Below are 15676 nucleotides of genomic sequence, written 5' to 3'. Positions count from 1 at the left end.
CATCGTTGGCCCACCCCGCTCGCGCCCACGCATTCCTCCTCATACGCTCCGAAATGTGACGTCATCCTTGATTCGGGGCCGCCCCCGGCGGGCCACCTCCCACATATCCGTGCGCGTGGTGCACACCCTGGTGGGCGGGCTGGCCGGGGTGGTGTGGCTGCTGCTGCCCGGGATGACGATCAGCGACGGCGGCGCACCCCCGGACACGCGGGCGCACGCGACGAGCGCACAGGTGACCGCAGCCGAGGACGAGACCTCGGCCGCCGATCTGGTACTGCCGCTGGTAGCCGTGGGCGCAGCAGGCGTGCTCGCCGGATACGGCTATGTGAGGCGCACCCGGCGGGCGCGGACCCGCACGACACCCGGCGGTGTCCCGGCCCCGGCAACACCCACCGCGCCCCCGCTGGACGAACTGGACGAACGCGTAAGGGCGTTGCTCGTCGAAACAGACGACTGCATACGCACCAGCCGGGAGGAACTCGCCTTCGCCGAGGCCCGTTTCGGCACGGACGCGGTCATGCCCTTCGCACAGACCGTCGGGGACGCCAGCGCCGAACTGTCGGCCGCCTTCCGGATGCGGCAGCAGTACGACGAGGGCGTCCCCGGGGACGAGACGGCCAGGCGGCACGCGCTCGCGGGGATGGTCGGGCGGTGTCAGGAGGCGGGAAGGCGGCTGGACGCGGAGGCGGAGGCGTTCGACCGGCTGCGGGGGCTGGAGGCCGGGATCGGAGAAGCGCTGGAGGTGGCCGAGGCCCGCTTCCGGGAGTTGGCGGGCCAAACCGGAGCCGCAGAGGCGAAGCCGGCGGAACTGACCGCGCGATACGGCCCCTCGGCGGTCGCCGACGTCACCGGCCACGTCGAACAGGCCAAGGACCGCCTGCTGTTCGCCACGACCCGGCTCAACGAGGCCCGCCAGTCGGCCGACAGGGGTGAGGGAGCAGCGTCGGTACGCCATCTGCGGGCAGCCGAGGGCGCGATCACACAGGCCGACGAATTCCTCGCCGGCATCGACCGCCTGGACAAGGCTCTGGCATCGGCGGCAGCGCTGATCCCGCCCGCGCTGACGGGAGCGGAGGCGGAGCTGGCAGGGGCGCGCGAGAAGGGCGTCACCCAGGCCGACCAAGTCCTGGCCGCCGTACGAGAAGAACTGACCGCGACCGGCCCGTACGACCCCCTCGACGCCCTGCGCCGGATCGTGACGGCGACCACGGCGGTCGGTGTGGGGCGGACCGGAGTCCTGTCGGCCGCCGCACTGCTGGTCGCGCGGGCCGACATCGCCGGAGCGGCGGGTTTCGTGGCGACGCACAGGGGTGCGGTGGGCGCCACGGCCCGCACCCGACTCGCAGAGGCGGAACGCCGGCCGGCCGACTCCCTGGCCCGCGAGTCCCGAGACCTGGCCGAACAGGACGTACGCCTGCACGGCAACCCGTACGAGATCCACGCGGCCGGCATGGCAGGAGCGGTCCTGGGCGGAGTCCTCCTGCCCAACGGCACACCCCCGACGTACGGCGGCCCAACCACCCGCACTCGCCACGCAACAGCACCCACCCAATCCCTGGGCGCACTCAAAACAGACTGAGCAAAGCCTCCGCAGGGTCCGCCAGCCCCGTCTCCCCGTCCGGCAGCGGCAGTTCGAACCACACCGTCTTCCCCCGAGGCGTACGCCGAGACCCCCAAGCCGCGCTCAACAGCCCCACCAGCTGAAGCCCCCGGCCCCCTTCGTCCGTGTCGCGGGCGCGGCGCCGGCGGGGCTGGACGAGGCCGGAGTCCCAGACCTCGCACACCAGGGTCCGGTCCAGCAGCAGCCGCAGCCGAATATCACCCTCGCCGTACCGCAGAGCGTTCGTCACCAGCTCACTGACCAGCAGCTCCGTCGTGTCGACCAACGGCTCCAGATCCCACGTCAGCAGCTGCCCGCGCGCATACTCCCGCGCCCGCCCCACGCTCCGCGGCTCCCGCGGCAGCGTCCAGTCGCCCACGGAGTCGGCCGGCAGCCCCTGCACGCGGGCCATGAGCAGCGCGATGTCGTCCTCGCCGTGGTGCGTGTCGAGGGTGTTGAGGACGTGGTCGCAGACGTCCTCCAGGGGCCGGGTGGGGTCGGTCAGCGCGCCGACGAAGGCCTGGAGGCCCTCGTCGAGGGGATGATCGCGGCTTTCGACCAGTCCATCCGTGTAGAGCGCCAACAGCGCACCTTCGGGTAGTTCGACCTCCACCTCCTCGAAGGGTTCCCCGCCGACGCCGAGCGGCATGCCCGGCGGCACGTCGAGCATCAGCGCGTCCTCGCCGGGTTCGACCAGGACCGGCGGGAGATGCCCCGCGTTGGCGAAGGTGCAGCGGCGGGTGACGGAGTCGTAGACAGCGTAGACGCAGGTCGCGAGGTAGACCTCGGAGAGATCGGCCTCGCGGGGGCGGCGGGCGGCGCGGGTGGCCTGCTGGACGCCGCCGGGCGCGCCGAGGCCGCGGGCGATCTCGTCCAACGCGCTGAGGACTTCGGCCGGTTCGAGGTCGAGCAGGGCCAGGGTCCGTACCGCGGAGCGCAGTTCGCCCATCGCCACCGCCGCGCGCAGGCCGCGGCCCATGACGTCGCCGACCACCAACGCCGTGCGGTGGCCCGGCAGTTCGATCACGTCGAACCAGTCGCCGCCGACCTCGCTGGGGCGGTCCGCGGAGGAGTTGCCGGGGAGGTAGCGGCAGGCGATGTCAAGGCCGGAGGCGACCGGGTCGCCGGGTGGGAGCAGGGAGCGCTGCAGGATGAGCGCGCGTTCGTGCTCGCGGCGGTAGAGGCGGGCGTTGTCGATGCAGACGGCGGCGCGGGCGGCGAGCTCCACCGCGAGGTCACGGTCCCGGTCGCCGAACGGCTCGCTGCCCTTCGTACGGGCGAACTGCGCGAGTCCCACGACCGTGTCGTGGGCGACCATCGGCACGGCCAGCGTCGACTGGACGAGGCCGCCCTCCTCGGCGGGGATGAGCTGCGTGCGGGCGGTGCGCAGGGCGTCCGCGCAGGGCGAGTTGAACGGGAAGTGGTGGACCGCGCCGACCGACACGGGCGGGCCCGAGCCGGTGAACGGGGCGTCGGAGACCGCGCTGGCGAAGGCCACCCGGCGCAGCTCGGCGCTGCCGTCGGCGAGGCCGGGCGGGGTCTCGTCGCCGGCCAGCAGGCCCTGGTAGAGGTCGACCGTCGCGAGGTCGCAGAAGCCGGGGACGACGACGTCCAGGAGTTCGCGGGCCGTGGTCTCCAGGTCGAGGGAGTTGCCTATGCGGGCGCCCGCCTCGTTCAGAAGGGCGAGATTGCGCCGCGCGGAGGCCGCTTCCCGGGCCGCTGCGCGGCGGGCGGTGATGTCGGTTCCGAGCCAGGCGATGCCGATGGGGCGGCCGGAACCGCTGTGCACCCGGTAAAGGTTGATGGACCAGTGACGGCGCTCGTCCGAGCCCGGCAGAAAGCCCGTGACGTGCATGTCCGTGATGGAGTCGCCGGTATCCAGGACCCGGCGCAGGGTCGCGGCGACCCGCTCGGCCTCGGGGCGCGGCAGGTAGTCGTGGACGCCCTTGCCGCGGTGGTCGTCCGGACTGCCGCCGAAGAGCGAGGCGAACCGCTGGTTGGCGCGCCGGACCCGCAGGTCGGGGTCGATCAGCAGGAAGCCGAACGGAGATTGACCGAAAATCGCCTGCGAGGCGGCGAGGTCGGTCTCGATGCTGCGCAGGGTGCGGACGTCGACGACGATGCAGACGGCCGCCTTCTCACCCTCCTCGGTCCGCGTCGGCATGACATAGACCTCGGCGAGGCCCTCCCGGCCGCACTCGCCGTCGGCCGTCTCCGGCATCCGGAAGGGGACCACACCGGTCCACTCCCGCCCGTCGAGGATCTCGGCCATCTTGCGCTGGCCCTGCTCGCGCAGATCCGAGTCGATGAACGCCTCGATGGGGTCCATCCCGACGGCGTGCTCCGCGGGGATGCCGAAGAGCTGCTCGGCCCTGAGGCTCCACTGGTCGACCAGGCCGTCGGGGCCGATGGAGAAGGACGCGACCTTGATGTAGTCGTAGATCGAGCCGGGCGGACTGCTCTGCCACATCGCGTCACCGCCCGGCGCGTCGCCCAGGCCGATGTCACGAAGCCCCGCGCCACCCGTCGTCGCACGCCTCGTCGCGTCCGCGGCGGCATCACCCGCGGCCTGTGACCTCGCGCCGCCCGACGGGTCCGTGGACTCCGTGGCCTTCGCTGGTATCTCGCTCACGCGAACCGTCCCCTCCAGCTCACCGCGTCCGGCACCGGTCACCGGGGGCGGCTGCCCGCAGTATCCAGCACTACGGCGCCGCACAACACGGTGTTCACGATCACAGCACGGTCCCGACGGTTTTCGGTCCCGGCTGCGAGAACACTTCCAGTCTTCTAACCAGCCAACACCTCGTCGAATCACGCCCACCGACAACTGCCACTGGCCTGAACCAGTCGGTCGACAGGGCGGGGGTGGTCGTACAGCACGGATCGGCCTCGATCCGCCCGGATCAGCCAGGTACCGCCAGTTCGAACCACACCGTCTTGCCCGCCTCGCCGGGGCGGGTGCCCCAGCGGCGGGAGGAGTGGGCGACCAGCTGGAGGCCGCGGCCGCTCTCGTCCTCGGGGCGGGCGACGCGTTCGAGGGGCGGGTCGGGGAGGGGGTCGGAGACCTCCACGAGCAGGACGTCGGGGAGGCTTCCGGGGCGGACGAGGCGGACGCCGATGGGGCCGGTCGCGTGCCGCAGGGAGTTGGTGACCAGCTCGCTGACCAGCAGGGTTGCGAGGTCGCCGAGGGTGTCGAGGTTCCAGGTGTGCAGTTGACCGCGGACCGCTGCGCGGGCGTTGCGTACGGCGCCCGGTTCCGCGGGGAAGGTCCACTCGGCGCAGTCGCCTTCGGTGTCGATCACGCCGATCACTTCCCAGGACAGCGAGCCCACCGATGTCTGGTTTCGTGGGGTTAATTGGGACATACCCGATATTCGGTGGGCGTTACCGTCCGGGGCGGCGCACTGTGGCACGAATGGAGTAAGCGGCGTGCGCCTGGGAGCTCGGGGGGTGAGGTTGTGTGGCGGGTGCGGGTGCGTTGGGGCTTGTCGCGCCCACGCGGCGGAGCCGCATATCAATACAGCCCCGCGCCCCTGAAAAGAAGGTTGGTCAGCGCTTGGACTGCTTCTACGTCCTGGTCGAGCCAATCGACGTCCCACAGCTCGTCCAGGGTCAGCCAGCGCAGGTCGTCGTGGTCCTGGAGGGGCTTCGGGGGCGGGGAATCCGGGAGGAGTCTGGCCGTCCAGACCTGGAGGATGTACGGCGGTTTTAGAGGCCACTCGCCTGGGACGCGGGTCTGGGGCTCCGCCTGGACGCCCAGTTCCTCCTGGAGTTCGCGGACCAGGGCCGCCTCCGGGGTCTCGCCCGGTTCCACCTTGCCGCCGGGGAGTTCCCAGCGGCCGGCCAGGGCGGGGGGTGCGCTTCGGCGGGCTGCCAGGAGGTGGGTGCCGTCGAAGAGGGCCGCGCCCACCACCACGATCCGTTCCGTCATGGAGTGGAGCCTAGGGGAGGCGCGCGGGGCGGGTCAGTTGGCCGTGGCGGTGCCGCCCTGGCCGTTCTGGCCGATGCGTTCGACCCAGTAGAGCTGCTTGTGGCCGCGGTCGTCGAGGCTGTCCGCGATCTTCTGGGCCTCCGCCCTGGTCGCGTACCTGCCCACCCGGTAACGGTTGCCGTTGTCGTCCTGCCGTATGACGAGCCAGGGAAGAGTGATCGTGCCGTCGTTCATCGCCCCCCACCACTCCTTCCCACCTCGGCGCGCCCGCCGCCACGCGGTTCGTGCCGTGCCCCGCCCGCTAAGGAAACCGCAATCCGCATATGCCCGAGCCTACGCCTAACCTTTACGCAGCGAACACGGCTTTTCACAAAGAGGTACGCAACCGGCCAGAACGAGGGGGGCGCACGAGTTCGAACGCGCCGCTCGGGAGCCTTGACGCATCCGGTCAGCGGGATTTCGGGCATGCCTCGGGCGACCTGCGAGAACGACCGGAATCCACCGGCGCGCGGACGGGGCGCGCGAGCGGTGGGAGGGGGTGCGGAGGGGAGCCGGCGGGGGCAACCGCCGTAAAGGTGTGCGCTATTTCACCGGGAGGTGGTACGCGACCCGGTAGCGGTCGGCCGGGATGACCACGTCGGCGGTCTCCACGGCCCGGCCCGAGGCGTAGAACGTGCGCTGGATGACGAGGACGACATGGCCGGGGACGCCGCCCAGGTCGACCAGCTCCTCGGCGAGGCCGGGGCGGGCGCCGACCTCCTCCGTGACGTTGTCCACGACCACGTCGATGGCCGCCATGCGCTCGACCACGCCCATGCCGCCCAGCGGGCCCTCCTCGGGGAGCATCACGGGCGTACGGCCGGTGAGCGCGAGGGGCTCCCAGGAGGTGGAGAGCATCATCGCCTCGCCGGCCTCCCGGAACACGTACCTCGTGCACATCACGCGGTCGCCGGGCTTGATGCCGAGGCGCTCGGCGACCATGCCGCCGGCCTCGGTCTGCTCGCTGCGGGACTCCCAGGTGCCGCGGGCCGCGCCGTCGGCCTGCTCCTGGCGGAAGGGGGTGGCCCCGCCGTCGGGGCGGAAGCCGGAGCGGGCGACGCTGCGCGGGACGGGGCGCTCGCGGACGTACGTCCCGGAGCCGGAGCGGCCCTCGACCAGGCCCTCGGCCATCAGCACCTTGCGCGCCTCCAGGGCGACGGTGTCCGAGACGCCGTACTCCTCGCGGATTCTGGCCTGGGAGGGGAGACGGGTGTGCGGTGGCAGCGAACCGCTGACGATCTTCTTGCGGAGATCACCCGCGACCCGCAGATACGCCGGCTGCTCACCGAAAGTCACTGGCCGCTCCCATCAGGTTGTACAGACAGCAACAGCGTGGCAACCGTGGGTTCCGCCATGCAAGCAAAGGCCAGAGAATCACTCGATGTGATGACATGTTCCGGGGGAAGGCTTTACGCAGGCACTTTCTCCCCGCTATAGCCGCCGTCACACCTGAATGTCGGAGGAGTCTCCGCCGCTCTCCTCTCCGCCGCCGGTTTCGCCGTCCGGAGGCGGGGTGGTGGCGAGGCCCAGAGCCTTGCGTGCGGTGACCGACCTGCCGGTGGTGGAGAGGGTCATGGCACGGTCGTAGGACGCGTAGAAGGCGTCCGCGTCGGTGGCCTTGGCGGCCTTCGCCCACTCCTTCCGGATCGTCTCGACCTGCTGGGCGACGGCCGTGACCGGGCCCTGCGCGCCGGACGGCCAGTCGTGGGCGCGGAGTTGGGCGGCCTGCCTGGTGAACGCGTCCGACATCCGGTCCGCCCAGCGGGTGTTGGCCTTGAGGTCGTCGTCCGGGCTGTCCACAGGCTGTGCGTCCAGGGCCCGGTTGGTGATGTTGACGGCGTTCAGGTAGGCGAGCTGGTCGGCGTCCAGGGTCCGGGCGTCGTTGCGCACCGAGCCGGTCAGGCTCGCCTTCTCGTCGGTGTTGCCGAACACGCAGGTGATCTCGCGGTCGCCGAGTCCCCAGCTGTCCCGGGTCGGCGTCAGGTAGTACACGTCCACGTCGTCGGGGACGGCCCAGGCGTCCATGGCGTAGTCGTAGCGCAGCGACCAGCAGCGGGTGTCGGCAACGTCGGTGACCTTGCGGTCGCCGGGGTAGGAGTCGTAGCCGCTCATCCTGAACGAGGCGAAGACCTCGCCGTCGTGCTCACCGGCGCAGGGCACCTTGTCGACGTCGTAGGCCTCGCCCTCCAGGGAGCCGCTCGGGGAGTCGAAGCACTCGCCCTTGGCGAGGGTGTAGGCGCTGCCGTTGTCGCGGGCGGTGTCCTTGAAGCCGTCCCAGAAGTCGGAGGCGGCGCCGGTCGAGAGGACCAGCACCCACAGGATGAGCCCGAGCGTGGAGAGCACCGACCCGTAGACCGCCATGCTCTTGCCGCGCTCGCCGTTCTTCCTGATCTGGCCGAGCGCGATCAGGCCGAGCAGCAGTCCGAGGCCCGGGATGCAGCAGAGGATGCCCAGGACGAGGGAGGCGATGGCGAGGCCGTTGACGGGGGCGGGGCGGTTGTACGGGGTGTAGCCCTGGGCCCACGGCTGGTACGGGAACTGGCCCTGCTGGTAGGGGAACTGGCCCTGCTGGTACGGCCCTTGGGGTTCCTGGGGCTGGTAGGGCCCAGGGGGCGGGGGTATGGACACAGGTACCGTGCTCCTGGCTCGGGCGGTGGGTGGGGAGACGTACGTGTGCCGCTGTGCCGCGGGTGTACGACTGGGCGCATCGTAAACAGGGGCCCTCGGGGACGGATACCGCGGTCACTCGGCCGGTTCGCCCGCCAGCCTTCGCTGTTCCTCCTCCACGATCCGGCGGGCGATGCCGGCGTCCGTGACGTCGACCGCGTCCGGTGTCGCCTCCGCGGTGTCGCTGCGGCGGGCGTACGCGTCGAAGAGGCGGTTCTTGTTCTCCAGGATGCGCAGCAGGCGTTCGTCCACGCTGTCCGTGGCGAGCAGGCGGTGCACCTGGACCGGGCGGACCTGGCCCATGCGGTGGGCGCGGGCCACGGCCTGGTGTTCCAGGGTGGGTTTGACCTGCGGTTCGCAGAGGATCACGACCGAGGCGGCCTGGAGGTTCAGGCCCACGCCGCCGGCCTCGATCTGGGCGAGCAGGACCGCGTGGCCGTCGGCGGCCGTGAAGTCGTCGACGAGCCGCTGGCGGCGGGCGGCCGGGACCGTGCCGGATATCGGGCCGAACACGGCGTCGCCCAGGGTCTCGTGGACCGTGGCCAGGACGTCGCGGAAGTACGAGAAGACCACCACCTTCAGGCCGTTGGCCGCCGCCTCCGCGACCAGTTCGCGCAGGCGCTGGAGCTTGGCGGACTTCTCGGGGTCGGCGTATCCGGCGCGGCGCATCGCCATGAAGTTCCCCGCGGCGACCGCCGTGCGGTACGCGTCCTCGTCCGCCGCGCTGAACTCCTCCCACTCGTCGACCTGGAGCAGCGCGGGCAGTTCGGTGAGGACGTCCTGCTGGTTGCGGCGGAGGTAGGCGGGGGCGACGGACCGGCGGAAGACGTACGGGCCTGCGACCGCGTCCCCGTCGCGGATCCTGGGGACCAGGTCCGGCTGGAGGTAGCGGACCAGGGTGCGGAACTCCTCGACGTGGTTCTCCATCGGGGTGCCGGTGAGGAACAGGACGCGGTCGGCCGACCTGGTCCAGGCGGCGATGGACTTGGCGCGGCGGGTCTCGGGGTTCTTCACGTAGTGCGCCTCGTCGACGACGAGCATGGCGGGCTTCGGGGAATCCGGCGCCATGAGAGTCTTGGGGGCCTTCGAGGTCTTCTGGGATTTCGGGGATCTCGGGGGCTTCGAGTACCTCGGAGACCTCTTGGCGTCCGGTGCCGGCAAGGTGTGCAGCAGGTCGAAGGTGGTGAGGGCGACGCCGCCGCGCTCGCGCCACTGCGCGTACGCCTCCTGCCGGTCGGGGCCGTGCACCGGGACCGCCCGCAGGGCGCTGCGGGAGCGGATCTCGCGGGTCCAGTTGATCAGGACGCTCGCCGGGCAGACGACGAGGAAGTGGGTCTGGCCGTCGGCCGCGAGGTGGGCGAGGGCGGCGATCGCCTGGACCGTCTTGCCCAGGCCCATCTCGTCGCCGAGGACCACCCGGCGCTGGGCCAGGGCGAAGCGGGCGCCGAAGGACTGGTAGCCGCGCAGGGACACCCGGCTGTGGGTGTCGTCGAGTGGCTGGGCGCGGACCCGCTCGGCGACCTCGGACGGCAGGTAACCCTCGGCGGCCTCCTCGTCCGTGCGGTGCGCGGAGACGTCGGCGAGCCGGCTGTAGTACTCGGCGGAGCGCAGCTCGAAGTCGACCCAGGCCTCGATGTCCGAGGCGGGGCCGCGCAGGAGGTCGGTGGAGGCCTGGGCCAGCTGGAGGCGGGTGCCGCGGGTCTCCGCGTCGGCGGTCAGCTCGCGGAGCTCGGCCGTGGCGGCGAGGGCGGCCTCCTTGCGGCGGCGGCCGGTGAGGGCGAGGCGGAGGCGGCCGGTCGCGGGGCGGGCCGCGGGAATCAGCTCCCGCAGTCTGCGGTCGAGTCGGGTGGCGGTGTCGACGGCCTTGCGGAGCTCGGGGCCGGCCTCGACGAGCCGGTGCAGGGCGACGACCAGGGCGGTGGTGCGGGGTTCCGGGTTGTCGACGTCGATGCGGACCGAGACCGTCTCCTCGACGGCGCGGGCGATCTGGCGGGCGGCGGCGAGGGCCTGGTCGGCGGTCTGGGCGCCGACGCCGGGGATCTGGCGCAGGTCGAAGCGGGTCGCCTCGTACACCGAACGCACGGTCGTGAACCCGGCCGACTCGACGGCCGTCAGCCGCAGCCGGCCCTCGGCGGCGTCCTTGAGGCGGCCGACCGGGATGTTCTCCAGCTCCTTGGCGACGAGTTCGTCGCGGAGCGGGGCGAGTGCGGAGCGGACGGCTTCCAGGGCGCGGGTGTGGTCGTCGAGGACGGTGCGGGCGGCGTCGTACAGCCGCGTGCCCCGCGCGCACACGTCCCGCGCCCGCCGCCCCACGGGCACCGCCTGCACCCCCTCGCCCGCCACGATCCCCACCCCTCAGACGCCACCCGACCCGTACGCCCATAGTGGCATCGGGGTCTGACAACGGTGACGGCTCGCGGGGAGAGAGGGTTGCACGCGCGCGATGTGCTTCAGTCCCGGAAACCCGTGCGGCGGGTGCGTTTCTCCCAGGTCATGACGTCGTCGCGCACCTGGTCCAGGTGGGCGAGCACCGCGCTCACTCCGTCGTCGCCCAGGGGGAGGCGGAGGGGGGTGTGCTCTGAGGCCAGGGCCGTGAGGATCAGGGTCGCCGCCTTCGCGGGGTCGCCGGCCTTGTCGTCGAAGCCCGCGTCGACCATCGCCCGCGTGCCGCCCACCGTGGCGTACGCGCCCGCGTCCGTGCTGGCCTGCGTGCCGTCGTAGAGGGACGTGCGGAACGCGCCCGGCTCCACGACCAGCACCTTGATGCCGTACTCCGCGACCTCGCCCACAAGCGCCTCGGACATGCCCTCCAGGGCGAACTTCGTGCCGCTGTACGCCGAGAAGCCCGGGTAGGAGGTCTGCCCGCCCATGCTGCTCATCTGCACGATCGCCCCCGAGCGCCGCGAGCGCATGTACGGCAGTACCGCCCGCACCAGCGCCGCCGGCCCGAAGACGTGCACGTCGAACAGGGCGCGCAGTTCCTCGTCCGTCGTCTCCTCGAACGCGCCGACATGCCCCCGGCCCGCGTTGTTGACCAGCACGTCGATCCGCCCGTGCCGTGCCACCACGTCCCGCACGGCCGGCTCGGCGGCGCTCACGTCGGCGACGTCCAGTTTCAGCGCCTCCACCTGGTCGGGGTGGGCGGCCACCAGGTCGTCCAGCCCCTCGGGCCGCCGCGCCGCGCCGACGACCACGTCGCCGTCGGCGACGGCCGCCTCGGCGACGGCGCGCCCCAGTCCGCTGCTCGCGCCGGTGATCAGCCAGACCCTGTTCATGGCTCGCTCCCTCCCGAAGTGGTTCGGGATCCAGGTTCTTCCCGTGCACCGGCACCCGTCCAAGACCTACGGTGATAACCGATGGCTATGACGACGGACGTCCATGTGCGGGACCTGCGGTACTTCGTCACGGTGGCGGAGGAACTGCACTTCACGCGCGCCGCCGAGCGGCTGTACGTGTCGCAGCCCGCGCTGAGCAAGCAGATCCGGGCGCTGGAGCGGCAGTTGGGGGTGGAGCTGCTGCGCCGGGACCGGCGGGGCGTGGAGCTGACCGCGGCCGGTGCCGCGCTACTGCCGTACGCGCGGCGGGTGTTGGCCGCGTGGGCGCAGGGCGCGGACGTGGTGGCCGAGGCGCGGGCCGCGCTGCGCAGCACGCTGGTCGTCGGGATGAGCACCAGCCCGGGGCGCGGTGGTCTGCTGCCCGCGATCCGCTCCCGCTTCACGGCGGCCCAGCCACAGGCCGTGGTACGGCTGCGGCAGGTGAGCTGGGAGGATCCGACGGCGGGGCTCGCGGACGGTGACGCGGACGTGGCCTTCGTCTGGCTGCCGCTGCCCGACCAGGAGCGTTACGCCTGGACGGTGGTCGCCGAGGAGCCCCGGCTTGTCGCGCTGCCCGAGGGCCATCGGCTCGTCGACCGCGCCGAGATCGACTTCGCGGACCTGGCCGACGAACCGTTCCTCGCCCTCCCGGCCGGCGCCGGGCCGCTGCGCGACCACTGGCTCGCCCTCGACGAACGCGACGGGCAGCCGCCGCGGATCGGCGCGGAGATCGCGAGCACCGAGGAGACGTACGAGGCGCTGGTCGCGGGGCTGGGCGTCTGCCTGGTGGCGGCGGGGAACGTCCCGCTGATCACCCTGGGCGGCGTGCTCACCCGCCCGGTGCGGGGCCTGGCGCCCAGCCGTTACGCCCTGGCCTGGCGGAAGGGAGACCGCAGACCGCTGGTGCGGGCGTACGCGGAGGCCTGCCGGCAGGTGGCCGAACCGGCCTGAGCCTCAGGCTCCCCGCCCGATCTGCGCCAGGATCGACGCGTCGGTTATGCGTGTGTCGTCGGCCAGCAGGAACGCCTTGCTGAGGATCAGGGACAGCCGCTCGTCCTCGAAGGGCAGGAACACCTTTCCGTCGCCGCCCTTGCCTCGCGCCGGGACGATGCAGAGATACGAATCGTCCGGCTCCATCAGGATGTTGGCCGAGCCGAGATGGATCCTGTACGTGCGCAGCTCGCCGCGGACCACCAGGAAGCGGCCGTCGAGCGAGCAGCGGTCGGCGATCTTCAGGCGCGGCAGGATCCGCCCCAGGACATCGCGGCGCGCCTCGGCGCTCGCGGTCAGCTCGGCGAAGCCGGCCCGCTCCCAGTAGGCGCGCACAGGACCGCCGTCGGCCCAGTCGGGGTCGGCGGCGACGGACGTGACGCCGACGAAGAGGTCCACGTCGCGCATCGCCTCGCTGAACACCAGCGGCGGTACCTCGGCGAGCGGCGCCTCCCGCCAAATCCCCTCCACCCGGCGGGAGAAGCGCACCTGGTCGGTCGAGGCCAGCGGCTCGTCGCCGTCCCAGTCGGCCAGCGAGTGCAGGAAGCGGACCTGCCACTCCCCCGCCGCCAAGATCCGTACGGCGCCGTCCTGTTCGCCGTCGGACCAGTGCCCGAGCAGGTTGCTCTTCCAGCCGCGCGCCCGGAACAGCGCGAACATCCTGCGGTAGTGCACGAGGTGGGCGGCGAAGCGGTTGGAGTAGGTGCGGGTCGCCTCCTCGGCCGGGGTGAGGAGATAGATCTCGCGGAAGGCCTGCTTGAACGGCTGCCGTATGCGCCGCTCGGTCAGCAGGTCCCGCCAGGTGCGGACAGAGTCCGGGTCGGAGCGCAGGGGATGCCACAGGCGTACGGCGGCGTCCTCTGGGGCGTCGGGGAGGTCGTCGGTCTCCGTCTCCGGCAGGACGGCGCGCCAGTCGCCCGGCGCGGTCTCGACCTCCCAGATCAGGCGGCGGACGACGGAGCGGGCGAGGGGATGGGCGGCCAGCCCGGTGCGCCACCAGCCGTACGGGTGGACCGCGTCGACCGTGTAGCCGCCCTCCAACGCGCGCACCAGGGTGGCGAGTTGGCTGCCGACCCGCTTGACCAGGTCGCGCAGCTCCTTGACCAGCTCGGCGTGGTCACGGCGTACCGGCGCGGGGACCGAGCGCAGGGGGCGGCCGTCCTTCTCCCAGGTCAGTTCGGCGGTCGTGCCGTCGACCCGGACGACGGCCGCGTACTCGCCCGCCTCCCGGCGCAGGACGCCGTCGCCCTCGAAGCCCAGCGCGGGCAGCCGCAGCGCGACGTCGGTGCGTTCGGCGAGGGCCGCGTCGATCTTCTTGAGCATCTTGGCGAGCTGCTTGGGCACGCCCGCGTGCCGGACGATCGTGCGCACGTGACGCAGCGCGGTGACCATCTCGGGGGTCGGGAAGTCCTGGGCGGCGCGGGCCAGTTCGTACAGCAGCGCCTGCGACGGGACCGTCCTCGCCGCCGTCGGGGCGAGGACGATGCCGGGCAGGAGGCGGTCGAGGAGTGCGGGCAGCCAGGGCTCGTCGCGCAGCAGGGCGACGCGTGCGGCGCGGCCGAGCGTGCCGATCTCCCGCTCGGTGAACGCCTTGTCGGCCCGGTAGGGGATCTCGCCGGCCCGGATCGCGTCGGCGCGGTCGGCCGCCGCCTCCAGCGCGCGGCGGGCGAACGCCACGTAGGCGGGGTGCTCGGCGGCCTCGCGCCATGCGTCGGCGGAGGACGGCGTGGGGTCGGACCAGTGCTCCTGCACGATCTCGGACAGCCGTGCCTGCTCCGCCGCGTCGAGGCCGGCGACGGCGGCGATCTCGTCCGCGACGACGGGGCCCACGTCCCGGGAGAGGCGGGCCACGACCGCGCGCTGTGTCTCCCCGCCGGTGAGCGTGGCCATGGTGATCAGCGCGAACGGCTGGCGTACGACGTCCTTCGCGAGACGGAACTCGACCAGGGCGCCGACCTGTTCGGACACGTCGGGGAGCGGACCCGTGCAGTGCCGCAGGGCGTCCACACCTGGCTCGAGGTCCACCCAGCCGCGCTCCTCGCTCCGCTCCACCAGCACCTCGAACATCCGGCGACAGGCGGCGGGTGTGTAGCGCGGCTGCCGGTTCTTCGCCGCGCCCTCGACGGCGAAGGCCAGCCGCGTCAGTTCGTGCGGCGCGGTCGAGGGCACGGCGTGGGCCTCCGGGAGGAGGGTGCCGAGCTGGGTCTCGGTCAGGCGCGGCAGCTCGGCGTACGGGACCTCGATCCTGAAGTCCGGGTCGGTCAGCGCGCGCAACAGCCTGTCGTAGAGCATGCGGCGGATGATGGCAGCCGCCACTGACAATCCGGATCCCGCGTCTCAGCCCTTGTGCGTCACGCTCACCCGTACCGTCAGCGAGCCCCGGTTGTCCTGGGAGCAGTAGCCGGCGGTGTCGTTCATGCCGAGTTGGAGGGTGCCGCTGCCGGCGGCCTTGAAGGTCAGGCCGCGTCCGACGGTGTGCACGGGAGGGTTCTTGACGCCGGCGAGGACGGCCAGCAGCGCACCGAACGGCGCCGCCTTCTTGATCTTGCAGTCCTTCGCGCCGTCGAGCCGCTTGTCGGTCTCCGCGTCGTACCCGGCGGGCCCGGTCATGGGCATGTTCGCGGTGGCGGCCGTCCACTCCCCCGACACGAACCGCACGGCGACCTGGTCCCCGCGCCGCACCGACACCCCGGTCACCGCCTGCCAGCCGGTCGCCGACTGGACGACCTGACTGACGGTCGTCGTCTTCACCCCGTCCGCGAACGGCGGCAACCCGGCGAGAAACAGCCCTCCGACGGTCCCCGCCGCCAGCACCGCCGTACCCGCCAGGACCCACCGCAGCCGCCCGGGCCGCGCCGGCCGCCCGTCCGAGGGCCGGAGCGACGTGGTGCCCCAGGCCGTCGGCACGCCCTCCCCGTGCGATACGGCAGCGTGCCGCCCGCCGGTCACGGTCTCACCGTAGGCCACGGCCCCCTGCGGCCCGCCGGTCACCGTCTCTCCGTACGCCACCGCCGCCTGCCGCCCGGCGGTCACCGTCTCCGCGTCGGCCAGCGGGTCCGAGGGCCGGCGACCGAGACGCTGGTGCGGGTGCCGGACGCCATGCCGTATCTGGGTGTGCTGCGACGCCTGGCGGAC

Annotated in this window: 11 protein-coding genes and 1 pseudogene; 2 read left to right on the top strand and 10 right to left on the bottom strand. The window is 72.4% G+C overall.

Going from position 1 to position 15676, the window contains the following annotated elements:
* The first annotated feature begins 55 nt into the window (after nucleotides 1-55).
* On the top strand, nucleotides 56-1579 hold the full coding sequence (locus tag ABZ848_RS42530; protein ID WP_360840790.1) for a hypothetical protein: 1524 nt from the start codon (nucleotides 56-58) through the stop codon (nucleotides 1577-1579).
* Here the strand turns inward: ABZ848_RS42530 and ABZ848_RS42525 are convergent.
* From ABZ848_RS42525 to ABZ848_RS42490, 8 genes and pseudogenes are all read right to left on the bottom strand, one after another.
* Complete coding sequence (locus ABZ848_RS42525; protein WP_360840789.1) at nucleotides 1566-4232, bottom strand: SpoIIE family protein phosphatase; 2667 nt, start codon at nucleotides 4230-4232, stop codon at nucleotides 1566-1568. The genes ABZ848_RS42530 and ABZ848_RS42525 overlap by 14 nt on opposite strands.
* A 271-nt stretch (nucleotides 4233-4503) precedes the next feature.
* Nucleotides 4504-4932 carry an ATP-binding protein gene (locus ABZ848_RS42520; protein ID WP_360840787.1) on the bottom strand — a complete coding sequence of 143 codons (429 nt, stop codon included), beginning with the start codon at nucleotides 4930-4932 and terminating at the stop codon, nucleotides 4504-4506.
* 182 nt (nucleotides 4933-5114) lie between these two features.
* Nucleotides 5115-5531 carry a (deoxy)nucleoside triphosphate pyrophosphohydrolase gene (locus ABZ848_RS42515; RefSeq protein WP_360840786.1) on the bottom strand — a complete coding sequence of 139 codons (417 nt, stop codon included), beginning with the start codon at nucleotides 5529-5531 and terminating at the stop codon, nucleotides 5115-5117.
* A 33-nt stretch (nucleotides 5532-5564) separates the two neighbouring features.
* Nucleotides 5565-5834, bottom strand: a pseudogene (locus ABZ848_RS42510) (SPOR domain-containing protein); the annotation flags it as partial.
* A 279-nt stretch (nucleotides 5835-6113) separates the two neighbouring features.
* A complete protein-coding gene (locus tag ABZ848_RS42505; protein WP_360840785.1) occupies nucleotides 6114-6866 on the bottom strand; it encodes a GntR family transcriptional regulator in 753 nt (250 codons plus the stop codon).
* Nucleotides 6867-7013: 147 nt separating this feature from the next.
* Nucleotides 7014-8198, bottom strand: coding sequence for a DUF4190 domain-containing protein (locus ABZ848_RS42500; RefSeq protein ID WP_360840783.1), 1185 nt, complete (start codon nucleotides 8196-8198; stop codon nucleotides 7014-7016).
* Nucleotides 8199-8312: 114 nt separating this feature from the next.
* Nucleotides 8313-10580, bottom strand: coding sequence for a DEAD/DEAH box helicase (locus ABZ848_RS42495; RefSeq protein ID WP_360840781.1), 2268 nt, complete (start codon nucleotides 10578-10580; stop codon nucleotides 8313-8315).
* 107 nt (nucleotides 10581-10687) lie between these two features.
* The gene (locus ABZ848_RS42490) at nucleotides 10688-11512 is read right to left on the bottom strand and encodes an SDR family NAD(P)-dependent oxidoreductase (RefSeq protein ID WP_360840780.1); all 825 of its coding nucleotides are present in this window, start codon (nucleotides 11510-11512) and stop codon (nucleotides 10688-10690) included.
* 81 nt (nucleotides 11513-11593) lie between these two features.
* Between ABZ848_RS42490 and ABZ848_RS42485 the strand changes: the two genes are divergently transcribed.
* Nucleotides 11594-12502, top strand: coding sequence for a LysR family transcriptional regulator (locus ABZ848_RS42485; protein WP_360840778.1), 909 nt, complete (start codon nucleotides 11594-11596; stop codon nucleotides 12500-12502).
* Between the two features lie 3 nt (nucleotides 12503-12505).
* Here the strand turns inward: ABZ848_RS42485 and ABZ848_RS42480 are convergent, their stop codons facing one another.
* Both ABZ848_RS42480 and ABZ848_RS42475 read right to left on the bottom strand, forming a co-directional pair.
* On the bottom strand, nucleotides 12506-14833 hold the full coding sequence (locus ABZ848_RS42480) for a DUF4132 domain-containing protein (protein ID WP_360840777.1): 2328 nt from the start codon (nucleotides 14831-14833) through the stop codon (nucleotides 12506-12508).
* A 45-nt stretch (nucleotides 14834-14878) separates the two neighbouring features.
* On the bottom strand, nucleotides 14879-15676 hold a 798-nt coding region (locus ABZ848_RS42475), incomplete at its 5' end, for a hypothetical protein (protein WP_360840775.1).

This window comes from Streptomyces sp. NPDC047081, assembly GCF_040643775.1.
Classification (GTDB): Bacteria; Actinomycetota; Actinomycetes; order Streptomycetales; family Streptomycetaceae; genus Streptomyces.
The sequence above is the reverse complement of the archived record's forward strand: the minus strand, read 5'-3'. Positions and strand labels throughout refer to the sequence as shown.